General features: G+C 71.8%; 15 protein-coding genes. 8 read left to right on the top strand and 7 right to left on the bottom strand.

What is annotated here, in order from left to right:
* Positions 1-109 precede the first annotated feature (109 nt).
* Entirely contained in the window at positions 110-1,240 is a 1,131-nt protein-coding gene (locus ACFP1K_RS33880) for an MBL fold metallo-hydrolase (protein WP_380761141.1), read from the top strand.
* A 30-nt stretch (positions 1,241-1,270) separates the two neighbouring features.
* On the opposite strand, the gene nhaA is transcribed toward ACFP1K_RS33880, so the two are convergent.
* Both nhaA and ACFP1K_RS33870 read right to left on the bottom strand, forming a co-directional pair.
* On the bottom strand, positions 1,271-2,566 hold the full coding sequence (nhaA, locus tag ACFP1K_RS33875; RefSeq protein WP_380761139.1) for a Na+/H+ antiporter NhaA: 1,296 nt from the start codon (positions 2,564-2,566) through the stop codon (positions 1,271-1,273).
* A gap of 109 nt (positions 2,567-2,675) precedes the next feature.
* Positions 2,676-3,050 carry a DoxX family protein gene (locus tag ACFP1K_RS33870; protein WP_380761137.1) on the bottom strand — a complete coding sequence of 125 codons (375 nt, stop codon included), beginning with the start codon at positions 3,048-3,050 and terminating at the stop codon, positions 2,676-2,678.
* 120 nt (positions 3,051-3,170) lie between these two features.
* Between ACFP1K_RS33870 and ACFP1K_RS33865 the strand changes: the two genes are divergently transcribed.
* Positions 3,171-3,665: a MarR family winged helix-turn-helix transcriptional regulator gene (locus ACFP1K_RS33865; protein WP_380761135.1), complete on the top strand. Its 495-nt coding sequence runs from the start codon at positions 3,171-3,173 to the stop codon at positions 3,663-3,665.
* 7 nt (positions 3,666-3,672) lie between these two features.
* Here ACFP1K_RS33865 and ACFP1K_RS33860 read toward each other — a convergent pair whose 3' ends face one another.
* Positions 3,673-4,176 carry a hypothetical protein gene (locus tag ACFP1K_RS33860; protein ID WP_380761133.1) on the bottom strand — a complete coding sequence of 168 codons (504 nt, stop codon included), beginning with the start codon at positions 4,174-4,176 and terminating at the stop codon, positions 3,673-3,675.
* Between the two features lie 204 nt (positions 4,177-4,380).
* On the opposite strand from ACFP1K_RS33860, the gene ACFP1K_RS33855 reads away from it, so the two are divergent.
* From ACFP1K_RS33855 to ACFP1K_RS33830, 6 genes are all read left to right on the top strand, one after another.
* Entirely contained in the window at positions 4,381-4,800 is a 420-nt protein-coding gene (locus ACFP1K_RS33855) for a hypothetical protein (RefSeq protein WP_380761131.1), read from the top strand.
* Positions 4,801-5,518: 718 nt separating this feature from the next.
* Entirely contained in the window at positions 5,519-6,463 is a 945-nt protein-coding gene (locus ACFP1K_RS33850) for a hypothetical protein (RefSeq protein ID WP_380761129.1), read from the top strand.
* A gap of 70 nt (positions 6,464-6,533) precedes the next feature.
* Positions 6,534-15,578 (top strand): DUF7927 domain-containing protein, encoded by a 9,045-nt coding sequence (locus ACFP1K_RS33845; RefSeq protein ID WP_380761127.1) that lies wholly within the window; start codon positions 6,534-6,536, stop codon positions 15,576-15,578.
* Positions 15,579-15,723: 145 nt separating this feature from the next.
* The gene (locus ACFP1K_RS33840) at positions 15,724-16,245 is read left to right on the top strand and encodes a hypothetical protein (RefSeq protein ID WP_380761125.1); all 522 of its coding nucleotides are present in this window, start codon (positions 15,724-15,726) and stop codon (positions 16,243-16,245) included.
* A 171-nt stretch (positions 16,246-16,416) separates the two neighbouring features.
* On the top strand, positions 16,417-17,061 hold the full coding sequence (locus ACFP1K_RS33835; protein WP_380761123.1) for a hypothetical protein: 645 nt from the start codon (positions 16,417-16,419) through the stop codon (positions 17,059-17,061).
* 426 nt (positions 17,062-17,487) lie between these two features.
* Positions 17,488-18,540 (top strand): alkaline phosphatase family protein, encoded by a 1,053-nt coding sequence (locus tag ACFP1K_RS33830; RefSeq protein WP_380761121.1) that lies wholly within the window; start codon positions 17,488-17,490, stop codon positions 18,538-18,540.
* Positions 18,541-18,546: 6 nt separating this feature from the next.
* Here the strand turns inward: ACFP1K_RS33830 and ACFP1K_RS33825 are convergent, their stop codons facing one another.
* The 4 genes from ACFP1K_RS33825 to ACFP1K_RS33810 are packed head-to-tail and all read right to left on the bottom strand — an operon-like array spanning position 18,547 to position 24,569.
* Positions 18,547-19,752 (bottom strand): MFS transporter, encoded by a 1,206-nt coding sequence (locus ACFP1K_RS33825; protein ID WP_380761119.1) that lies wholly within the window; start codon positions 19,750-19,752, stop codon positions 18,547-18,549.
* On the bottom strand, positions 19,724-21,607 hold the full coding sequence (locus tag ACFP1K_RS33820) for a DUF4910 domain-containing protein (RefSeq protein ID WP_380761117.1): 1,884 nt from the start codon (positions 21,605-21,607) through the stop codon (positions 19,724-19,726). The genes ACFP1K_RS33825 and ACFP1K_RS33820 overlap by 29 nt, the downstream gene beginning before the upstream one ends.
* Positions 21,604-23,436, bottom strand: a complete 1,833-nt coding sequence (locus ACFP1K_RS33815; RefSeq protein WP_380761115.1) for an aminotransferase class I/II-fold pyridoxal phosphate-dependent enzyme — start codon at positions 23,434-23,436, stop codon at positions 21,604-21,606. Before ACFP1K_RS33815 ends, ACFP1K_RS33820 begins: the two co-directional genes overlap by 4 nt.
* Positions 23,433-24,569: a hypothetical protein gene (locus tag ACFP1K_RS33810; RefSeq protein WP_380761113.1), complete on the bottom strand. Its 1,137-nt coding sequence runs from the start codon at positions 24,567-24,569 to the stop codon at positions 23,433-23,435. Before ACFP1K_RS33810 ends, ACFP1K_RS33815 begins: the two co-directional genes overlap by 4 nt.
* Between the last annotated feature and the right edge of the window lie 91 nt (positions 24,570-24,660).

The raw sequence follows: 24,660 nt of genomic DNA, 5'->3' as shown, positions 1-24,660 counted from the left end.
GGGGCGTCGGGGGATAAACCGAGATCTATCGTGTATGTATCTCCTCAGGGGGCATTCGCCGGGTCGGTGGTGGTTCTTACGGGAGCGGACTGCGCGGAGGGTGGGGCGGATGGCGGGGAGACGGGTTCTGCGGCGGGTGCTGGCCGGAGGGGCTTTGCTGGCGGCCGGGTGGGTGTTGCGGGATGTGCCCGCGGAGCTGGGGGTGCGGCCGCTCAAGGCCGGTGGGGCGCGGGCCGAGCGGATGCGGGGGTCGGGGCTGTTCGCGGACGGGGTGTTCGTCAATCCGATGCCGGGGACCACGCGCGCGCCTTCGAAGCCGCCGCCGCGGTTTCTGCGGGATCTGATCATGGATCGGGAGATCCGCCGTCCGGGTGGGACGATACCGCTGCGTGCGCCGTCGTTCGTGGCGGGCGCGGGAGCGGGAGCGGCGGGGCTTCGGGCGGTGTGGCTCGGGCACGCGTCCACGCTTGTGGAGATCGAGGGGCGGAACGTGCTCTTCGATCCGGTCTGGAGCAGGCGGCCGTCGCCCACGCAGCTGGTGGGGCCGAAGCGGCTGCATCCGATGCCGGTGGGGATCGAGGAACTGCCGGAGATCGACGCGATCGTCATCTCGCACGACCATTACGACCATCTGGACCTCACGACGGTGCGGGCGCTGACCCGGGTCAGTGAGGCGCCGTTCCTGGTGCCGCTCGGGATCGGGGCGCACCTGGACCGGTGGGGGGTGCCGCCGGAGCGGGTGGTCGAGCTGGACTGGGAGGAGCAGGCGCACGTCGCCGGGCTGCGGTTCACGGCCACGGCCGCGCGGCACTTCTCGGGGCGGGCGTTCACCCGCAACGACACCCTGTGGGGCTCGTGGGCGGTGGCCGGGGCCGAACGGCGCGTCTTCTACGCGGGGGACTCCGGATACTTCGACGGCTACGCCCGCATCGGCGCCGACCACGGCCCGTTCGACCTGACCATCATGCCCATCGGCGCCTACAGCCCCGCCTGGCCGGACATCCACATGGACCCCGAGGAGGCGGTCAACGCCCACCTCGACCTCGGCGGCGGGGCATTGCTCCCCGTCCACTGGGGCACGTTCACCCTGGCCCTGCACCCCTGGAGCGAGCCCCCGGACCGCCTGTGGCGCGAGGCCAAGGCCCGCGACGTACGCGTCGTGGTGCCGCGACCGGGGGAGACGGTCGACCTGGACGACGCCCCCCTGGTCGACGGCTGGTGGCAGACGCTGGGCGGCTGACCGCGGCTCTTTCCGGCGAGCGCGAAGTCGTCACTCGTATACGTCGGGCACGTCGTCACGGTTCTCGTCGGCGGTCTCGGCGGCGTGGATCCGCCGGTAGGCGCGGTCGCGCAGGCGGAGGACGACGGCGGCCAGCAGTGCCGCGGTCAGGGAGCCGGCCAGGATCGCCACCTTGACGTGGGTGGCGCGGTCACCGCCGGTCCCGAAGGCCAGTTCCCCGATGAGCAGGGACACGGTGAACCCGATGCCCGACAAGATCGCGATCCCGGCCACGTCCACCCAGGCCAGGCCCTCGCCCAGGGTGGCGCGGGTGAAGCGGGCGACCAGCCAGGTCGCGGCCACGATGCCGATGGGCTTGCCGAGCACGAGCCCGACGAGGATGCCTGCCGAGACCGGGTCGGACAGCGCGGTGGCCAGCCCGTCCAGCCCGCCGAGGGTCACCCCGGCGGTCAGCAGGGCGAAGACGGGCACGGCGACCGCGGCGGAGATCGGCCGGAATCGGTGCTCGAAGTGCTCGGCCAGGCCGGGGCCCGTCCCGGGGCCGCCGGTCCGCCGGCGGTGGAGCACGGGCACGGTGGAGGCGAGCAGCACCCCGGCGACGGTCGCGTGCACTCCCGAGGCGTGCACCAGTGTCCACGTCGCGGCGGCCAGTGGCAGCAGCAGCCACCACGCGCGCACCCGGTACCGCACCAGGACGGCGAAGATCGCCAGCGGGACCAGCGCGGCCAGCAGCGGCAGTACCGACAGGTGGGTGGTGTAGAAGACGGCGATGATGACGATGGCCAGCAGGTCGTCGACCACGGCGAGGGTGAGCAGGAACGTGCGCAGCGCCGCCGGCAGGTGCCGGCCGATGACCGCGAGCACGGCCAGCGCGAACGCGATGTCGGTGGCCGTGGGTATCGCCCACCCCCTGGCCGCGCCTCCGCCGGCGCCGGAGGTGACGAGCAGGTAGAGGATGGCGGGGACGGCGACGCCGCCGAGCGCCGTGGCGACCGGTACCGCGGCGCGTCGCACCTCGCGGAGGTCGCCGGCGACGAACTCGCGTTTGAGTTCGAGCCCGGCGACGAAGAAGAAGATCGCCAGCAGCCCGTCGGCGGCCCACGTCGCGAGGTCCAGCTCCAGGTGCAGCGCCCGGGGCCCGATCCGGAACGAGCGGACCGCCTCGTAGGCCGCGGCCCAGGGGGAGTTGGCCCATGCCATCGCCAACGCGGCGCCGGCCAGCAGCAACGCCCCGCCGACGGTTTCCAGCCGCAGGATGTCCGCGACGCGGCGGGCCTCCGCCCACGACATGCGGTCGAACAGCCGTGGGTTCGCGGCGCCGCTCATGTGTGCTCCAGGTTCGAGGCTCGTCGGACACTGCCGACCAGCCTTCCCGGCGCACCGGTACCCACCTTACGGGTGGTTCCACCCGCACCCGGTGGCCGGGATGCTGCTCCTAGAAGGCGTAGTCGCCGAAGCGTCCCCAGGCCACGAACACGCAGAGCACGAGGAGCACGATGTTGAAGGCGACCACCGGGTACTCCTTGCGGCGCGCGTGGACGAACACCGCGCCGACCATGGTCAGGGCCAGGCCGACCGCGGCCAGCGGGACGAGCACGGGTGCGATGCCGGTGATGGCCGGCAGGACCAGCCCGAGGCCGCCGAGGGCGTCCACGGCGCCGATGGCCTTGACCGCGCCGGGGGAGAAGTCCTCGACCCAGCCGAGGCCGGAGGCGGCGAGCTTCTCCTTGGGCTGGATCATCTTCATCACGCCGGCGGCGATGAACAGGAGGGCGAGCAGGCCGGCGACGACCCATAGGGCGATGTTCATCGATATCCGTTTCTTGCTGTTTTGAGTTGAAGGTTCAAGCGCAATCTAGAGGGATGCGACTTGAAGCGTCAAGTCATCAGGACCGCGCGTCACTTGACGGTTCAAGCTAAACTGGAACGCATGGAGGACGCGCCCCCCCAGCCGCGCTGGCTGAACACCGAGGAGATGGACACCTGGCTGGCGCTGGTCGGCGTCATCGTCAGACTGCCCGCCGCACTCGACGGGCAGCTGCAGCGCGACGCGGGCATCAGCCACTTCGAGTACCAGGTGCTGTCCGGCCTGTCGATGAGCCCCGAGCGCACGCTGCGCATGAGCGACCTGGCGACCCTGGCCGAGGGCTCACTGTCCCGGCTGTCCCACACGGTCAGCCGTCTGGAGAGACGCGGCTGGGTCCGCCGCACCCCCGACCCCGACGACGGCCGCTACACCCTGGCCGTCCTCACCGACGACGGCTGGGCCAAGGTGGTGGCCGCCGCCCCCGGCCACGTCGAGGCCGTCCGCACCTACGTCCTGGACTCGCTCACCAAGGCCCAGGCCCGCCAGCTACGCGACATCGGCCACCGCATCATCCACTCCGTCGACCCCGGCGGCATCTGTCCCAGCTCGTGCCCCTGACTCCGGCTCAGTTGGTGCAGAGGGCGTTCGCGGTGACGTTGTAGATGTACCAGGCCCCACCCGGCGCGATGTACACGGTCGAATAGGAGTAGCTCCACCCGGTGCAGGCCACCCCGGCGGCCAGCACGGCGGACCGCGCCGCCGCCGCGCCGTTGCTCTGCGCCGCCGACGACGAGCTCCCGCCCCCCTGCGCGGTGGCCGACCGCGGCACGGTGTACGGCGACGGTGGCGGCGGCGCGCACCACCCCGAGGCCGTGGCGTTGTAGACGTACGCCGACCCGTCCGGCGCCGTGTACACATGAGTGGTCGTCGTCGTGACCGACGGGCACACCTCCCCCGCCGCCGCGGCCTGGCTGTTCAACGCCGCCCGAGCGTTGCCGGCCGCATTGGCCGCCCCCGCCGAATGCGACGGCCCCGACCCACTGCTCGACGCCGTCCGATAGGTGTCGGCGTGCGCCACCGCGGGACTCAGCCCCACCCCCAGCACCAGAGCGGCCAGGACCGCCGTCACCCGTCGTGCCGTCCCCAGAGACCAAGAGCCTTCGCGGTGGTCCATCACCACTCCTTTGCCCGTTTGGCGTCACCATAGGCGGCCCACCACGGCCGCACCAGCATGGGTGAACACCAGGGCACTCCGACGCCGATAGCCCCTCTGAGCTGCTGAAAGTTTCAGCACCCGGCACCCCGATGGCGCGGTCCCCGTCCCGATCCAGCATTGATCGTCCCCGAATATCGCGTCGCGGACCCAGTGGAGACGATCAGCGGATGCCGCAGTCCGTGGGGCAGGGTGTTGTCAGGAATCCGCGCGGGGCGTGCGGCGCTTTTTGCGGGTGGCCATTCTCAGGAGGATTCCGCCGGTGAGCAGGGTCAGGGATCCGGCGCTTATCAGGATGCCGAGTCGCTGGGAGTCGACGCCGGTGAAGGGGAGTTCAACGCTTTCGGCGGGTTTCTGGGGGACGGCGGGGTGGGCGGGCGGGACGGCGGATTCACCGGTCTTTCTGGATTTCCCGGCCGAGGTGTTTGTGTGGTCGTTTCTGTGGTGGCCGTGGCCGGTGGAGTGGCCGTATTCCTCGACGCCGAAGAAGGAGCCGCCGATTACCTCGTGAATACGCTCGCGGCTTCGGCCGTGGTGTGATCCATGGGTCTTTTCCGTACCTGTGCCGGTGCCGGCCGACGGGGAATGGGGGACGGGGGCGGGAGCGGGGGAGGGGGTGGACGGAGGGAGCACCTGGACGCTGATGCCGATGGAGGTGGCCGGGGATTCGGTCTGGTGGGGGACGGGGACGCGGCGCCGAGCGTGTGCGTCGCGGCTGGTGAGACCGGGTGCGGTGGCGGGAGTGGCGGTGAGGGTGGGGGTCGTGGTGGCGGCGAGGGCGGGGGCGGTGGTGAGGGCGCCGCAGGCGCACAGGATGGCGCTGCCTATGAGGGTGGGTGCGAGGCGCTTGAACACTGATGTCCCCCGAAGCTGAAAATAAAGCAGGTTGACCGGCAGGCGACCGTTCCTTGTGGTATCTCGCATTTACCCGTTTCTCGGTCGGTATCACGGCATGATCGACCTCGGCCTGACCGGTGCGCGGCGTCACCCGAGGCCCGGGTATGCCGCCGGTTGAACACATCGTCATGATGTCTAGGAAATCGACGAGGTTAGACGGCCAATGTGGCGGATGTCGCGTTCGGGGTCGTTGTAGAGAAATGTACGTGAGTAGAGTTCTGCTTGGGGAATGGCTGACGAAGTCTTTCGGGTGGTCATTCTTGACACTCCTGGTGATCGGTCAGAGGCTTTCCGCAATTGATCATCAGAGGTGGCGGGGATATATGTGGATAAAAGTACGGCGATTCGGGCGGGCGCCGCGATGACCGGTGCCGTGGTCCGCCGGGTCCGCCGCGGGGCGGGGCTCCTCGGCGTCCTGTGCGTCCTGCTCGGGTCGGTGCCGGCGGGGCGGGCCGAGTCCGCGCCGTCGCCGTCCGGCTTCTCGTTGCAGGTCAGCCCGACCCGGCTGGAGATCCCGGCGGGTACGGTGACCACCAGCCGGTACTTCTTGCTCACCAACCGGGGGAACACCTCGTTCGAGGTGACCGTCGAGAAGGCCGACTTCGTCGCCGACGAGCGCGGGGCGATGAGCTTCCTCCCCGGGGCGCCGTACGCCGCGTCGGAGTGGGTGACCGTCCGCCCGAAGGGCCTGCGGTTGAAGGCGGGGGAGTCGCGCAAGGTGCTGGTACGGCTGGAGGTGCCGGCCGCCCCGGAGCCCGGCGATCACCAGCTCGCGGTGCTTTTCAAGGTGCCGGCCGGCCGGACTGCCGCCAATATCCGAATTAACCGGACAATCGCCACCCCCATTTTCATCACCGTCCCCGGCCCCGTCGACGACTCGGTCGCGGTGACCGACCTGCGTGCCCCTGGCTTCACGCTGGGCGGGCCGGTGGACATCACCACCCGGATCCGTGACTTCGGCACGATTCACCGCGACTTCCGCGGCACCGGGCGGCTGCGCGTCCGGGTCGGCGGCGACGAGGTCCAGTTTCCCGACTTCACCGTGCTGCGCGGCTCCACCCGCGAGGTCGGCGCCCGCTGGAACCCTCCGCTGATCTGCGTCTGCCACGCGACGGTGTCCGTGCCAGGTCCCGGCGGCGGCACACACGCCTCCACACGGATCGTCGTCCTCCCGTTGCACCTGTTGGCGATCCCCCTCGCCGCGCTCACGGCGCTGTCGCCCATCTGGTTCCTGCGGCGCCGTCGCCGGGCAAGAGTGCCCGCCGCCGCCGCTCCCGGCGGCGTTGAGGACGGTCATCATTCCTAGGCGACATCTCCCCGGTACCGGAACCGGGCGCGGCCTCGCGCCGTTCGCACGGGCGTCCCTGCCGCGCCGAGTGGCGGCACGGCTGGCACTGACCGGCCTGCTCTGCGCCACGCTCACCGCCTTCCCGGTGGCGGAGCGGCCCGCGCACGCGGCGGGCACCACGTTGTTCCTGCAGTCCTTCGCGGAGAACACCGTCGATCCGGCGTACCCGGTCAGCATCCCCGCGTTGCCGAGTGGCGCGTCCGGAACCAACACCGTGTGCCTGACCGCCCGGGGCAACAACAGCCTCACGGGCCTGCACAGCTGCCCGACCAACACCGACGCCCCCGGTCAGGGGGCGCTCCGGCTGACCGCGACGTCCACCTTCCAGGAGGGCGGCCTCTTCGGCGCCACCAGCGTCCCTACCGTCCAGGGCCTGGACGTGACGTTCACCGCCTACCAGTACGGGGGAACCGCGGCCGACGGCATGGCCTTCGTGGCCGCGGCGGTGGACCCGGCCAACCCGCTGCCACCGGCCACCATCGGCCAGCCCGGCGGGGCACTCGGGTACACCTCCACCCGCCAGGGCAATCTGGCGGGTCTCGCCAACGCCTATCTCGGCGTCGGACTCGACGTGTTCGGCAACTTCAGCAGCAACACCTACGAGGGGGCCGCCTGCGTCGACCCGCCGTACATCTCCAGCGGCGGAAGGGTGCCCGGCCAGGTGGTGATCCGCGGCCCGGGTCAGGGCACCACGGGGTACTGCGCGGTCAACAGCACCGCCACCACGACCTCGTCCCCGGCGGTCGCGCTCCGCGGCACCAACCGGAGCAACTCCGCCGTACCGGTCGAAGTCGTGATCAATCCCACGGTGGCCAGCTTCGTCACGGCTTCCGGCGTCACGGTCGCCGCGGGCACCTACAAGGTGGTCTTCACCCCGGTCGGCGGCTCGCCGCGGACGCTGCAGGGCACGCTGCCCACCGTCCCGGCCGGCATGTACCCCTCGCCGAGCTGGCTCAACGCCGGCGGCATCCCGCGCCAGCTGGCCTTCGGCTGGGTCGGGTCCACCGGCTCCGTCACCGACTTCCACGAGGTCGCCAACGCCAAGGTGGTCACCTTCAGCGCCGTCCCGCAGCTCGATGTCGCCCAGACCAGCTACAACGGCTCCGCACCCCAGCCGGGTGACCCGGTGAACTACGTCGTCTCGCCGAGGGTGCTGGCCACGGGCGCCAACGAGACCCAGCCGATCTCTGTCACCGAGACGGTGCCCGCCGGGGTCGTCCCGGTCGGCGCGTTCGGCACCGGCTGGGTGTGCGGGGCTCCGTCCGGGCAGAAGATCACCTGTACCAACAGCAGCACGCCGTTCGTGGCCGGGGTGTCGCTGCCGCCCATCAACGTCGTGGGCATCGTCACCGGCAGCAGCGTCACGCCAGCGCTGATCCAGGGGTCGTCCACCGTGACGGCCTCGTCCGTCGACGCCAACCCGGGCATCGCGACGACCACGACGGCGGGCACGGTGCCGGCGACCCCGACCGGCATCACCCTGAGCACCACGTCCAGCACGATCGCCGGGGGCGTCCCCGTCACCGTCAGCGGGACCAACCTTTCGGGCGCGACCGCGATCGAGATCGGCACCACCGCCGAGCAGCAGGCCGGCACGCCGGTCGTGCTGCTGCCCTGCCCGTCCGGTCCGGCGGCCGGGTGTTTCACCGTCAACGGCGACGGATCCCTGCAGATCTCCTCGATGCCGTCCCGCGCGTCGGCCGCGACGGTGACCGTGACGGTGGTGACGCGGGGCGTCGCGGGCGCGGCGGCGTACGTCTACACCGACAAGCCCGCCACCCCGGCCGCGCCCACCGCCACCGCGGGCGTCAGCAGCGCCACGGTGACCTGGACGGCCCCGGCGAGCAACGGCAGCCCCATCACGAGCTACATCGTGACGCCCATCCGCAACGGCGTCGCGCAGGCGCCGCAGACCTTCGACGCCTCCACCACGACCCGCACGCTGACCGGGCTGACCGTGGGGGCGACCTACAGGTTCACCGTCGCCGCAGTGAACGCGATCGGCACGAGCACGACCAGCCCGCAGTCCAACGCGGTGGTGCCCTACACCGTGCCGGGGCAGCCGACCGGCGTCTCGGCCGTCGCCAAGGACCTGTCGGCGGCGCTGACCTGGACGGCGCCCGCCAACGGCAGCAGCCCCATCACGAGCTACATCGTCACGCCCTACATCGGCGGCGTGGCGCAGACCCCGCAGACCTTCACCGGCACCGGGACCACCGCGACCGTCACCGGCCTGACGGCGGGCACCGCTTACACGTTCACCGTGACCGCGGTGAACGCCGCCGGCCCCGGCCCCGCCTCCGCGCAGTCGGCCGCGGTCACGCCCAACGCTTTGCCGGCCCTGACCTTCCCGCCGCCGCCGGGCGGCCAGGTGGGCGTGCCGTACAGCGACCAGCTGACCCGCAGCGGCGGCACCACGCCGATCGTGTGGTCGGTCAGCGCGGGCAGTCTGCCGCCGGGCCTGACCCTGAACGCCTCCACCGGCCTGCTGTCCGGCACACCCACCACCAGCGGCACCTATTCGTTCACCGTCCGGATCGTCGACGCGGAAGGCAACAGCGACACCAGGCCGGTGACGCTGGTCATCGTGGCGAGCCCGACGCTGACCTTCCCGCCGCCCCCGGCCGGGCAGCAGGGGGTGCCCTACAGCACTCAGCTCACCGTGAACGGGGGCACCGCGCCGTTCGTGTGGTCGGTCAGCGCGGGCAGTCTGCCGCCGGGCTTGACCCTGAACGCCTCAACCGGCCTGCTTTCCGGCACGCCCACGACCCTCGGCAGCTATCCGTTCACCGTCCAGGTCACCGACGCCAACAACCAGAGCGCCACCAGGCCGGTGACCCTCGTCATCGGGGCCGGGCCGATCGTCATCACCAAGACGGCGAACACGACGGCCGCCACACCCGGTTCGACGCTCACCTACACGATCACCGTCGCCAACACCGGCACCACTCCCTTCACCGGCGTCACCTTCACCGACCCGCTGACCGACGTGCTGGACGACGCCACCTACAACGGCGACGTCTCCGCGACCTCCGGGACGGCGGCCTTCAGCAGCCCGGACATCACCTGGACCGGTGACCTGGCGGCGGGCGTGACCGCGACGATCACGTATTCGCTGACCGTCAAGCCGGTGGGCTCGGGCAACGGCACCATGGTCAACACGGTCGCCTCCACCACGCTCGGCACCGACTGCGCGGCGGGCAGCACCGACACGCGGTGCAAGGCGACGGTCCAGCTGCTCGCCCTGACGATCGTCAAGACGGCGGACGCCCCGGCCGCCACGCCAGGCACCGTCGTGCAGTACACCGTCACGGTCACCAACAGCGGCGAGTCGGCGTACGCCGCCGCGGCGTTCACCGACTCGCTGGCCGGCTTGCTGGACGACGCGACGTACAACGGCGACGCCACGGCGACCTCGGGCGCGGTGGTGTTCACCAGCCCCGATGTGAGCTGGACCGGCGCCTTGGCGGTCGGCGGTTCGGCCACGATCCGCTACTCGGTGACGGTGCGCGATCCCGATCCGGGGGACAAGACCCTGACCAACGCGGTCACCTCGGCCACCCCGGGGAACAACTGCCCGGCGGGCGGGAGCGACCCGCGGTGCACGGCCACGGTGACCGCCCTGATCCCTCAGCTGACGATCACCAGCACCACCGACAAGAGCACGGCGGTCCCCACCGATGTGGTGCGGTACACCGTGACGGTGGAGAACACCGGGCAGGTGGCGTACACCGGTGCGAACTTCACCTTTGCCCTGGCCGACGCGCTGGACAACGCGACGTACAACAACGACGCGGTGACCAGCTCGGGGGGCCTGACCTTCAACCTCGACGGCACGGTCACCTGGCAGGGTGATTTGGCGATCGGGGAGACGGCGACGCTGACCGCCACGGTGACGGTGAACAACCCGGCCACCGGCGGCCCCACGATGACCAGCTCGATCACCTCCACCACCCCGGGCAACAACTGCCCGGTGGGCGGGAGCGCTCCGGCCTGCTTCACCACCGTGACCATCCTGCAGCCGGAACTGACCATCACCACCACCGCCGACGCGGCGACCATCACGCCGGGCGGGACGCTGACCTACACCGTGCTCATCGCCAACACCGGCCCCACCGCCTACACCGGGGCGAGCGTCGTCACCTCGCTGCAAGGTGTGCTGACCGACGTGGTGTACGGCGGCGACGCCACCGCGACCGCCGGGACGGTGAGCTACACCGCGCCGAACCTGACCTGGACCGGCGACCTGGCGATCGGGGCCACCGCGACCGTGACCTACACCGTGACGGTGCGCGACCCCGACCCCGGGGACAAGGTGCTGATCACCAGGAGCAGTTCGTCCGTGCTGGGAAGCACCTGCCCGACCGGCTCCAGCAATCCCGGATGCACCGCCGTGGTGATCGTCCTGGTGCCGCAGCTCACCATCACCACCGGCGCCGGCGCCGCGAGCGCCGTGCAGGGCGGCACGGTGACCTACACCGTCACCATCGCCAACGCCGGCGAGACTCCCTACACCGGCGCGACGGTGACCACCTCACTGGCCGGGGCGCTGGACGACGCGACGTACGGCGGCGACGCCGGCGCCACCAGCGGCAGCGTGTCCTACACCGCGCCGAACCTGACCTGGACCGGCGACCTGGCCCCCGGCGCCACCGCCACCGTCACCTACACCATGACCGTCCGGAACCCCGACCCAGGCGACGGCCTGATCACCTCCGCCGCCGTCTCCGGCGTCCCGGGCAGCACCTGTCCGGTCGGCGGCACCGACCCGCGCTGCGTCACCACGGTCCGGCTGACCCGGGTCCAGCTCAGCCAGAGCTACGCCGAGTCCACCACCACACCCGGCTCGGTGATCCACCTGTCCGCCACGTTCGTCAACACCGGCCAGACGCCGTACAGCGGGATGAGCGTGTCCGCCAGCAGCCTCGACACGGTGGACGACGCCACCCCCAGCGGCGACCAGGTCGCCAGCTCGGGCACGCTGGTGCTGACCCCCACGGGCATCACCTGGACCGGCGACATCCCGGTCGGTGGCAACGTCACCATCACCGGAACCCTCACCGTGAAGAACCCCGACCCGGGGAACAAGGTGATCACCGGCACGCTGGTCTCGTCCGCCCCCGGCAACAACTGCCCGTCCGGCGGCACCGACCCCCTGTGCACCGCCCGGGTGGAGGTGCTCATCCCGGGGCTCTCCTTCACGGTGACCGCGGACACCGCCACCCAGGTCCCCGGCGGCACCGTCGGCTACACGATCACCGTGAGCAACACCGGGCAGACGCCGTACACCGGCGCGACGATGACCGACGACCTGGCCACGGTGCTGCTGGACTCCACCTACAACGCTGACGCGGCGGCGACCGCCGGCGCCGTCTCCTACTCGGGCACGGTGCTGACCTGGACCGGCGACCTGGCGGTGGGCGCCACGGCGACCATCACCTACAGCGTCACCGTGCTCGATCCGGATCCCGGCGGCAAGTCGCTGGTCACCACGGTCGTCTCCACCGCGGTGGGCAGCACCTGCCCGCCCGCCAGCGGCAACGCGGCGTGCACGTCGGTGGTGGCCGTGCTCACCCCGGCGCTGACCATCGTCAAGACCACCGACCGGGCGACCGCCGTGGCGGGGGAGACCATCGCCTACACGGTCACGGTCACCAACACCGGGCAGACCCCGTACACCGGCGCGACGCTGACCGACGACCTGACCGCCGTGCTGGACGACGCCGCCTACAACGGCGACGCACTCGCGACCGACGGCACGGTCGGCTTCACCACGCCGAATCTCACCTGGACCGGGGATCTCGGCCTCGGCGCGTCGGCCACCATCACCTACACGGCCACGCTGGACAACCCGTCGACCGGTGACGATCAGCTGGTCAACACGGTCACCTCGCCCACCTCCGGCAACAACTGCCCGCCCTCCTCGACCGACGCGCGGTGCGCCGCGACGGTGACCGTCACCCAGGCCACCCTCCTGACGTTCACCAAGTCCGCCCCGGCCGCCTCCACCGTGCGGAGCGGGGTGGTCACCTACACCGTCACCGTCGCCAACGCGGCGGCGACCCCCTACCTCGGGGCGACGTTCACCGACCCGCTCGGAGACGTCCTGGACGACGCGGTGTACGGCGAGGACGCGTCCGCCACCTCCGGCACCGTCTCCTACACCGCGCCGAACCTCACCTGGACGGGTGACGTGCCGGCCACCGGGTCGGTCACCGTGACGTACTCGGTCACCGTCAACGCCGCGGACACCGGTGACGACGAGCTGACCAACACGCTGACCTCCACGTCCCCGGACAGCAACTGCCTGAGCGGGAGCACCGACCCCCGCTGCGCGGTCACGGTCACCGTGTCCGGCCTGACCATCGTCAACAACTCGGACGCCGCCACGACGACGCCGGGTGCGACGGTGCGGTTCACCGCCACCTTCACCAACACCGGCCAGACGCCGTACTTCGGGATCAGCGTGTCCTTCGTCGCCGCGGACCTGCTGGACGATGTCACGCCCAACGGCGACGAGGCCGCGACCTCCGGGGTGATGTCGATCGGACCGGCCGGGCTGACGTGGACCGGGGACATCGCGCCGGGCGCCACGGTCACGCTGTCGTCTTCGTTCACGGTCCACGACCCCGACACCGGGAACCACGACATCGTCTCCGGGACCGTCTCCGACACGCCGGGCAGCAATTGCCCGACCGGCGGCACCGACCCGCAGTGCGTCATCAACGTGCCGGTGCTGATCCCCGAGCTCACCCTCGGCAAGAGCGCGAGCGCGGCGGTCACGGTGCCCGGCGGGACGGTGACCTACACGATCCTGGTGCGGAACACCGGGGAGACGCCGTACACCGGGATCACCGTCACCGACCCGCTGACGGGTGTGCTGGACGACGCGGTGTACAACGACGACGCCACCGCGACCAGCGGGGTCATGTCGTACGCGAGCCCGGTGCTGAGCTGGACCGGTGACGTCGCGGTCGGCGCCGTGGTGACCATCACGTACTCGGTCACCGTGCGCCGCCCGGATCCCGGCGACAAGCTGCTGGTCAACACGCTGTCGTCCACGGCGCCGGGGAGCCTGTGCGCGCTGGAGGGGAGTGTCTCCGCGTGCACCGCCCAGGTCGGCGTGCTCACCCCCGCGCTGACGATCGTCAAGACACCGGGCGCGGCCACGACGACACCGGGGGCCACCGTGACGTACACCATCACGGTCACCAACAGCGGGCAGACCTCCTACACGGGCGCGACGCTGACCGACGACCTGACCGGGGTGCTGGACGACGCCGTCTACAACGGCGACGCCACCGCGACCAGCGGCACCGTCGGCTTCACCTCGCCCGGCCTCACCTGGACCGGGAACCTCGGCCTCGGGGCGTCGGCCGTCATCACCTACACCGTGACGGTGCGGTCGCCGGACCCCGGGGACGAGATCATGACCAACCTGGTCACCTCGGCCACCGTCGGCGCCAACTGCCTCACGGGCGGCACCGACACCCGGTGCGCCGCCACCGTCCGGGTCGCGGTGCTGACGATCACCAGCGTCACCGACAGGAGCACGACGTTCCCCACCGATGTGGTGCGGTACACGGTGACGGTGGTGAACGACGGGCAGGTGCCGTACCCCGACGCGAACTTCACCTTCGGACTGGCCGGGTCGCTGGACAACGCGACGTACAACAACGACGCGTTGACCAGCTCGGGAGGCCTGACCTTCAATCCCGACGGCACGGTCCTCTGGCAGGGCGCCGTACCGGTGGGCGGGACGGTGACGCTGAGCGCGTCGGTGACGGTGAACAACCCGCCGACCGGCGGGGACACCATGACCAGCTCGATCACCTCCACCACCCCGGGCGGCAACTGCCCGGTGGGCGGCACCGACCCGGCCTGTAGTACCACCGTGACGATCCTGATCCCGCAGCTGACCATCACGAACACCGCCGACGCGGCCACCACGACGCCGGGCGGTACGGTCGCCTACACCCTCGTCATCACCAATACCGGGGAGATGCCGTACACCGGGATCAGCGTGGTCGACTCGCTGCAAGGTGTGCTGCCCGACTCGGTGTACAACGGCGACGCCACCGCCACGTCCGGCTCGGTGTCCTACACCGAGCCGAACCTGACCTGGACCGGCGATCTGGCGGTCGGGGCGAGCGCGACCGTGACCTACACGATCACCGTGCGAGACCCCGACCTCGCGGACAAGGTGATGATCAACGTCGCGACGTCAGGCGCGCTCGGCAGCACCTGCCCGACCGGCTCGCCGGGGGCCGGATGCACGGCCGTGGTGCTGGTCCTGGTGCCGCAGCTCACCATCACCGTCGGCGCCGACGCCACCAGCGTCGTGGCCGCCGGCACGGTCCGCTACACCGTGGTCGTGGCCAACACCGGCCAGACGCCGTACACCGGGGCGGTCGTGACGACCTCGCTGGCCGGGGTGCTGGACGACGCGGTGTACAACGGCGACGCCACCGCCACCGCCGGCGCGGTGAGCTACACCGAGCCGGACCTGACCTGGACCGGCGACCTGGCCCTCGGCGCCGTCGCCACCATCTCCTACACCGTCACCGTCCGCAATCCCGACCCGGGAAGCGGGACGCTGACCACCACCGTCGTCTCGGCCGTGCCTGGCAGTACCTGCCCGATCGGTGGCACCGACCCGAACTGCTCGAACTCGGTCACCGCCGTGGCGCAGGCGATCGAGCTGAGCGCGCTCACCGACTCGTTCACGCTCACCGGGCCGCCGGATACCACTGTCCAAGCCGGCGGCGCGGTGATCGTGACGGTCGTCACCAACAGCCCGAACGGCTACACGGTGACGGTGAGCCCCTCCACGGCGGAGCTCACCGCACCCGGCATCGCGGCCACCATCCCGGTCGCCAACCTGAAGGTCCGTAAGGCGGGCACCACGGTGTTCCAGCCGCTGTCGGCGACCACGCCGGTGCTGGTCCACCAGCAGATCATCCCGTCGGCGGCGAACGGGGACGTGCTCGTCAATGACTTTGAGGTGGATATTCCCTATGTCCCATCCGGCAGGTATTCGGGAGTCATTGACTATATTGCCAGCACGCAATGACCGATAATTCCGTCACTTTGCGGGCTCGGGAAATCGGCCAAGATGGGCATTCCGCTTAAAATCCTTGGTGTGCATATTCAGGAGGTTTATCGGGTGGAAAAGCTGGCGATCATCGTGACGAGTTGGTATCGAAACGGGGGGCAATATGTCCAATATCAGATATCCGCGGATCGCGTTCGCGGCATTCGTGCTGACGGCCGGCGGGATGCTCGGACCGGGGGCGCCGGCCGCGCAGGCGGACACCGACACCGGGTCCACGACCGTGAACGTCGAGGTCACCTCGTCGATCACGCTGACGGATCTCACCCCGGAGATCACGCTGACCGGCGCGCCGGGCGAGGTTCCCACGGCCCAGGTGACGATGGTGGTGACCACCAACAACTTCGCCGGATACAACGTCACGGTCGTACCGCGCACGGCCAACCTGACCCCGGCCATCGTCGGGAACACCGACGTCATCCCGGCGTCGAGCCTGCAGGTCTCCGGCCCGGCGCAGACGGGGGCGTTCGTCAACCTCACCCCCGGAACCCCGTTGGTGGTGGCCACCAGCGACGACCCGTCGCCCGCGGGCGGGGACAGCATCACCAACAACTACCGGATCACCGTTCCGTACGTGCGTCCGGACGTCTACAGCGGCATTCTCGACTATGTCGTCACCACTCTGTAGCCGAGATCCCCGCACGGTTTGACACCCAACGAGGATCGGCGGATTCCTGCGGACGTCGCGGCGTGGTGGAGCTGGCCAAAAACCATATGCCGGCTCACCCACGTTCACCGACCGGTCGTCGTACCGGAATCACCCGCCCGCCGGACATCGCCCAGCCGAGGGAACACGCTCATGACCTTCAGCCACACCCCTGTGACGACACCCCTGTCCTCGCTCGCCACGGCCGCGCTGGCCGCCGCCCTGGTGGCGGCCGCCGCCGTGCCGGTGGCCGCGCGCGCCGCCGATCCCGGGCCCGACGCGCCGGAGCGGCCGTACGCGCTGAACATCGCCATCGGCAACGGCCACCAGGCGGTCAAGCGCGGCGACCGCCTCGTCTACACCATCGACGTCGGGAACAGCGGGGCGCACGGCACGCCGTCCCTGCTGCTCAGCCAGACCCTGCCGCCCGGCCTGGCGTTCGTCTCGGCCAAGCCCGAGGGCAAGGTGTCCGGCGGACGAATCTCCTGGCGGCGCACACTGCCCGCGGGCGGATCCGGCCGGTACAGCGTGGTGACCCGCGTGGAGCGGGTGCCCGAGCCCGCCCGGCGCCTGGCCGTCGTCGCCTGCGCCGCGCTCAAGACCGGCCGGCGCCCTCTCGTCTGCGCGACCGACTCCGACGTGCTGCCCGCCGCGGCGCCCGCGGCCGCCGAGACGAGCGCGCCGGGCCAGAGCCTGTGGTACGTGGGCGCCGCCCTCGCCCTGCTGCTGATGGCCTCGCTCGGGCTGCGCCTGCGGCGGCGTGCGCGGCGCGGGCAGGGCGGCGTCGCCGCCGGCTGAACCGGGACACGCAGGCCGGGGGGCATTTTATTCGAGCGTGCGGGGCGGCCGGTTGTTTCATGGTTGACGGCTATCTAGGCATATTTTACGCTATGTTAGCGTTTCGCTAGCGCTGCCGTATATTCCCACGACAGGAGGCTCTAATGACGCCCGAACTGACGCGGACTACGACCGAAACCCCCGTTATGCTCACGCCCGAATTCGTCCAGAAGATGCTGGTGGCCCGGCAGGCCGTCCAGGTCGCGAAGTTCCGTACCACCTGCACCGACTGCGTGCCGAACTACTGATCGACAGTGGTCCTCACCCGGTTGGTCAATGGTTTCCGGCACGGCACCAAAATCGGGTTTTCGGGACCTATCTGGTACACGGGTGAATGACAGCGGGATGGTGTCCGGGGGTGCTGTCCGACCGCATCCCCGGCTATCATTGGGCGCCGTCCCCGGGCACATTCTGGCGGCGCTCGACCGCGCGAACCGCGGCGTCGTCGTGCTCGCGGTGGACGGCCTGTCCTTGCGCGTCGCGACCGACGTGTGGACGTCCGCTCACGTCGCCGCCCTCACCTCGACCTTCCCCAGCACCTCCGCCACGGCGTGGATGACCGCCGTCACCGGCGCGACGGTGCCCGAGCACCTGGTCGTCGGCGCGGTCTACCGTTCCCCCGCCGCGGACGCGATCGTCAACGTGATCACGGGGGACCCCCTGCGGGCCGGGCCCTCCGACGCCCTGCGCGCCCTGCCCACCGTGTTCCAGGCCGCCGCCGCCCGCGCGCGCGCCCTCGTCGTCGGACGGGAACTGGAGACACTCGGCGGCCCCTGGGTGACCGCCCTGCTGCGCGGCGCCGAGAGGGGGCCGAAACCCGACCCCCGCGCGCTGGACGCCGAGGCGGACGACCCGGCGGAACTCGCTGAGGCCGTGGCCCGCGACGTCGAGGACGCCCTGGCCGCCCACCGGGGCGACGAGCCGTTGCTGCTGTGGGTCTACGTCAACCTCGACCTGCACCTGCACCGCCACGGGTACGACGACCGCGCCGTCGACGCCGTACGTTCCCTGGGGCGGCACGCCAGGGCCTGGGCGGCCCGCGGCTGGACCGTGCTCGCGCACTCCGACCACGGCCACGTCAGGTGCGAACCGGACCCCGCGCTGCACGACGCGTGGGCCCGGGTGGACACCCCCGAGCTGTGCGCGCTGCCCGGCGGCGGCGCCGGACGGGTGCGATGGCTGTACCCCCGGGAGGGGCGCCGCGCCGAGGCCGCGGAACGGCTGCGGGACGGGCTGGGCGGCCACGCCATGGTCGTGGACGCGGAGGACCTGCCCGGCCTCGGCCTGATGGACCTCACGCCTGACGTGCGCGAGCGCGTCGGCGGCGTCGTCGCCATCGCGACCTCGCCCCGCTTCCCGCTGCCCGTGCCCGGCCTCGCGTACGAGCACGGGGCGCTCACCGAGGACGAGATGATGGTGCCGCTCGCCACCTGGGGCTGACCGGCGTCAGGCCGTCACGGGCACCCTGCGGCGCGGCGCCAGCACGAACACCGCCACCACCGTGAACGCCAGCGCGCTGAACGCGTACACCAGGCGGTACTCCACGAATTGAATGATGAACGACCCGAGCGCCAGCGACAGGACGAACGGGATGTCGATCAGCGCGTCCATCGCGGTCAGCGCCCGCCCCTGGAGGGCCCCCTCGGTGCGGCGCTGCACCAGCGTGGTGGTGGCCACCATGAAGACCGGGATGGACACCCCGACGAGCACCCCGGCGGCGCACATGCCCACCTCGCTGGTCGGGATGACCAGCAACAGGCCCACGGCGCTGAACAGGAACCCGATCGCGGCCGTGCGCCGCTCGCCGAACCGCCGGATGAGCGTGCCCACCATGAGGCCGCCCGCGATGGACCCCGCGCCCTGGAAGGCGGAGATCACGCCGATGAACGCCGAGGAGCGGTTCAGCCCCTGGTCGACGGCCGCGAACATCGCCGGGTTGATCAGGCCCGCCGCGCCGAGGGACAGCCCGAGCGCGATCACCGCGCCGCGCAGATCGGCGGTGCCGAGCACGTGCCGCACGCCCGCCGTCAGGTCCCGCCACAGATGGGTGGGCTCCCCGTCCCGCGACCGCACCAGGTCCGGCGTGCGCCGCAGCATCAGCAGTATCAGCACCGACACCAGGAACGTCCCGGCGTCCAGCAGGGCCACCGCGCCGAGCCCGACCGTCACGAAGATCCCCGCGCCGAGCAGCGGCCCGAGGATCCGCAACCCCTGCGCGAGCGACCCGAACAACCCGTTGGCGTCGCCCAGCAGCTCCGCGGGCACCATCGAGTGGACGAGCCCGCCCCGCGCCGCGTTGAAGATCGCGTTGGAGATGCCGTACCCCAGCGTCACCGCGAAGACGATCCACAGGTCGCCCTCGTCCCGCACCAGCAGCAGGCACAGCACCAGCGCCGCCGCCACCAGGTCGTTGACGATCAGCGTGGTCCGCCGCGGGAAGCGGTCCACCAGCAGCCCCGTCAGCGGCGCCAGCAGCGACGGCACCGACAGCAGCACGAACACGACACCCGCCAGGGCGTCGGAACCGGTCAGCTCCTTCACCCAGATGGCGAGCACGACCAGCAGCGCCCGGTCCCCGAACATGTTGATCGCCTGACCCGCGAACAACAACATGAACTTCGGATCACGCATGAGCCGGCGCATCGGGCGCATCGGCACCTCCTTCGGCAGCGCCGGTGGCGTCGGCGATCGGACTGACATCCCCGGGGGCGGTCGCCGGGTCGGGAGTGGCGGACTCCCCGGCCCAACCGGCCGCCACCAGCAGGTCCAGGAACTCCTCGGCGAAGGCGGCGTCCACCGGGATCCCCGAGGCGAGCTCCGCGTGCCGCGCCACCCCGGCCCGGTCCCGCACCCCGTCGACGGCGTGCGCGAGGGCCAGCATGAGCGCGTACCCCCGGGACCGGTCGGCGGCGAGCCGCGCGTCCACCCACCGCCGCCCCGCCTCCCCGGCGGCCTCGGCGAACCCCCGCACGTTGAACGGACCCGGCCAGCACCGCCACACGCGGCCCCCTCCGGCCGCGGGGGGCTCGCCGTACGGGAGCCGGGTGCCGATGTGCGCGGCGAGGTCCTCGACCCAGCGGCGGGTGTCCGTGCTTCCCGCCTCCCCGCACAGGTCGTCCAGCCACCCGAGCGCGGCGATCCCCACCTCCGCGCGGTGCCGCAGCAGGGCGGGGGAGGCGGGAAGGCATTCGAGCAGCCGGGCCGCCGTCCACTGGACCGCGATGGTCTCCAGCTCCGGCCGGTCGGCGGGGGTGGCGCCGCTGAGCACGGCGGCCATGGTGGCGGCGACCGTCCCGGTGCGGCGCAGCTCGGCGGGGTCGACCTTGTCCAGGGTGTCGGCCGAGCTGTGGTTGAACCGGTCGGGCCAGTGCCCGAGCGTCACCACGGGTGTGCCGATGGACCGGTCGGCCAGAAGACTGTGATCGGAGGCCCCCGCGAACGGCGTGGCACGCCAGGTCCAGGTGTCGCAGGGCACCGTCCCCGCGTACGAGCGCGACGCCTGGGGCAGCGACGCCACCACGTGCTCGGCGAGCGCGCTCACGAACCCGGGCAGGTGGTCCGGGCACCGCTCCACGATGAGCGGGCCGCCGCACAGGCGCTGGTCCTCCCCGGCCATGTCCACGTTCACCGCGGCGAACGGCGCCCCGGCGGCGATGTCGTGCAGATAGGCGGCCGTCCCGGTGAACTCGGGCCCCCACAGGAACCGCACGCCCCGCCGCCTGCGGACCCCGGCCGGGGCGCCGGCCAGCACCCGGGCCGTCCCGAGCAGCGCCGCCACCCCGCTGGCGTTGTCGTTGGCGCTCGGCCGCGGATGGCACAGGTGGGCGCTCAGCAGGATCTCGTCCGCCTCGTCCCCGGGCAGCACCCCCGTCACCACCGGCATGGTCGCCCCGGGCTCCGCCGTGACGGTCACCCGCGCCCGGCCCCGCGCCATCAGCCGCGCCCCCACCCCGCGCGGCACGCTGAACGCGAAAAGCGGCCCTCCCGCCCGTAACTCCACCCGCCCTGTGCCGCCGCCCGGCGAGACCTGCTCGGTGACCACCCCCACGGCCCCGCGGCTCTCGGCCAGTTCCAGAACGTACCCGAGCCCCACCTCCGGCTCGTCGTGCACGACCAGCGTCCCGGGCCGCGCCTCGGCGGCCCGCACCACAGCCACTTCCACCCCGCCGTCCCCGGTCCCCGCCGAGTAGGCCCCGAGCGTGAACGGCTCCTCCGGGTACCGGACCGCGGCCCCCGCGCCCACCTCGGACAGCACCGCCCGCACCGGGGTCCAGCCCGTCGGCGCGCGGAACGACCACCACCGCCGCTCCCCGTCGGCGGGGAACTCGTGCACCCGCACGTCCTTGAGCCCGGCCTCCTCGGCCCGCCCGGCGACGTACGCGGCGGCCGCCGCGATCCCGGCGGACGCCTGGTACCTGTCGAACCCGCACACCGCCGCGACATCTGCCATGGCGGCGTCGACGTCGAAACCGGAGTGCACCCGGCGGACGACGTTCCGAACGCTCACCGGCCCCCCAGGGCCACGACGGCGGCCCGGCGTCTCGCGCTCAACGGCACACTGATCCGGGTCAGCGCCGCCGCGGTGCCGCCGCCCGCCCCGGGGGCGCCGGACAGCGCGCGGATCGGCTTGCCGGTGATGCCCGGCGGCGGGTCGCCTTCGACGGTCACCCAGGGGAGGGCGGGGTCGCCGGGGTTCACCGTGCGGCCGAGGTGGCGAAGGACGGTGACCAGCTCGGGTTTGGCGGTCTCCAGGGCGGCGCGCAGCGGGGCGAGCACGTCGCCCCGGGCCAGCAGGTGGAGGGCCACCTCGAAGGACAGCGACGAGATCGCGAGGGGCGGGGCGAGCCGCCGGAGCGAAGGTGCCGCGCCGGGGGAGCAGACGGCGAAGCCCGCGCGCAGGCCGCCGGAGCAGTAGCCCTTGGACAGGCTGCGCAGGACGACCAGGCCGGGGACGTGGGCCGTGAGGGGGACGGCGCTGGCGCCGGGCCCCGCGTAGGCGGCGCACGCCTCGTCCAGCACCAGGAGGGCGCCCGCCCGGTGGGCGGCGTGCGCGAGTTCCGCGACGCGATCGGCCGGGAGCAGGTCGCCGAGCACGCCGGGGCGTTCGACGAGGACCAGGGACGGCCGCTCGGCCGCGACGACCTCGGCGGCGTCGCCGGCGGCCGGGTCGAAGATCCGCAGGGTGGCCCCCTGGCGGGCGGCCCAGCCGGGGAGGTCGGGGTGGGCGTACCGGGTGCACAGGACGGTCCCGGGGCCGGCGAGCGCGCTCAGCGTGTGCAGCAGGCCGGTCGTGCCCGCTCCGGCCACCACGCGGTCCGGGGCGATCTCGGTCCCGAAATGCCGGGAAAGGGCGGGTGCGGCACGTTCCCCGCCGTAGGGGTCGCGCAGGGCGTAGTCGCGCGCGAGGTCCAGGACGCCCCATCCGGTGCCGGGCTGCGCGCCGGGCTCGGTGCCCGCCGGGGGGATGCCGGTGACCTCCGTCCAGGCCTCGATGAGGATGTGGCGCACGAAGTCGACCTCGTCGGGGGCCGAGCGAAGGTCGATGGGCGCCGGCGAGGGCCGCGTGTGGTCCAGGACGGCGGGCTGGGGGAGGGGGCGGCGGTGGGCCAGGAACTGGACGTAGCGGGTGTCCAGCCCGACGGGGGCGTCGGGGGTGAAGTCGGCGTCGGCGCGCAGGACGTCGAAGCCGGACTCCGCCAGCAGGGACGCCACCTCGGGCGGGCGGTACAGGCGGACGTCGTCGCGCAGGCGGGCCACGGCGCCGCCGGGGTAGGTGACGCGCAGCTCGCCGCGGCTGCGGCCGGACAGCGTGTCGTAGGTGCGCAGGAAGTCGAAGACCGTGCCCTCGGCCTCGAAGCGGGCGGTGGGCTGGTAGCGCCGCAGGATGGCGTCCACATTGGAGTGGTCGAGGACCAGCAGGCCGCCGGGCACGAGCAGATCCCGCACCCGGCGCAGCAGGCGCGCCTGCTCGGCGTCCTGCCCCCAGCCGAACGCCTGGAGGCAGATCACGGCGTCGACCTCGGGAAGGTCGGCGTGCCCGAGCAGGTCGGCCTCGACGAGCCGCAGCGGCACCCCGGCCTCCGCCGCCGTCTCGGCGGCGCGGTCCAGCGCCCAGCGGCACACGTCGACGCCGGTCACCTCGTAGCCGTGCTCGGCCAGCGGGACCGCGTGCCGTCCGACGCCGCAGCCGAGGTCGAGCACCCGGCGGCCGGGGGCGTGCGCCTCCAGGGTTTTGAGCAGGTACGCCACCTCACCGGCCGTGCGCTCGGCGGTGTACTCGTGCCGGGCGAAGCTCCAGAAGTCGGCGGTGAAGTAGTCGGCGTACCAAGCTGTCACGAGAATTCCTGGCGGCCGAAGAAGTCGCACACGTCGCACAGGTCGGCCGGGTTCGGCACGCCTTCCTGAAGGATGTAGACCCCTTCGCACACGCGGCACTTCTGCTCCACCAGCGGGAACATGTAGCGCTGCATGTTGGCGAACGACTCGAACAGGTAGTAGTCGATTCCCGGCCACAGCCCGTACAGGTGGTCGGCCATGGCGTACGCCATCGACCGCTCCTGCGGCCCGGTGGTGAACCGGCCGGGCGTGCCCTGGCGGTTGAGCTCGGGCGCGACCAGCTCCAGGTAGAGCATGAGCTCCTTCTTGGTGACGCGGTACAGCGGGAAGATGTACCGCAGCCCGCCGAGCTCGCGCACCGGGATGCCGCCCATGCGGTACCCGCTGGTCAGCCAGGTGACCATGCTCGCCACCAGGTCGTCGGCGTTGAAGCCGAACGCCACGGTGCCCGCGCCGATCTCCTGGGCGTGGTTCTCCAGCATGCGCCGCAGCACCTGGTGGCCGACCACCATGTTGAGGTGGCGCATCTCGCCGGACACGACGCTGTTCATGGCCTCCACGAACGGCTTGCGCATCCGGAAGACCCGCTCGATGTCGTCGGCGGTGACGATGACCTGGTCGATGCCGAGGCCGGCCGCCGAGGCGCGGGCCGCGGCGAACGTCGCGGGCTCCTCCCAGTCGGGCAGCCCGGTGATGGTCACCGAGGTCATGTTGAACTTGGGCAGGCGCTCCCCGGTGCGCTCCAGCAGCTTGAGGAACGCCACACTGTCACGGCCGCCGGACAACCCGATCACCACCGAGTCGCCGGCGCGCAGCACGCCGTTGCTGAGGACGCTCTGCACGAACGCCTCCTCGCAGTACCGCACGAAGCCCTCGGCGTCGAACTGCTCGACGCGCTGCTCCAGCTGTCCGTTGACGTCGAACAGCACGGTCTTGGCGTAGATCGGGTCGGAGGTTCCGTAGACGGTGCGGGCGGGACGCCGGGTCACGTCCAGGTCGTAGTGGCGCACCTGGCGGATCTCGATGACGTCGTCCGGGCCGACGGTGGTGGTCTCCTCGGGGACGATCTTCCCGTTGACCGTGGTGAGCACGGCGTTGACCGGAATGCCGTGCGCGGTCAGGACCTCGGTCAACGGTCGGCCGGGTGTCGCGTCCAACGTCTCAGAACCACCGACTTTGTTGTGGAAGACGACGTGGGCCACGACTTTTCTCCCTCGCTAGGGC

It is taken from the genome of Sphaerisporangium aureirubrum, from assembly GCF_042658925.1.
Taxonomy (GTDB): domain Bacteria; phylum Actinomycetota; class Actinomycetes; order Streptosporangiales; family Streptosporangiaceae; genus Sphaerisporangium; species Sphaerisporangium aureirubrum.
The sequence above is the reverse complement of the archived record's forward strand: the minus strand, read 5'-3'. Positions and strand labels throughout refer to the sequence as shown.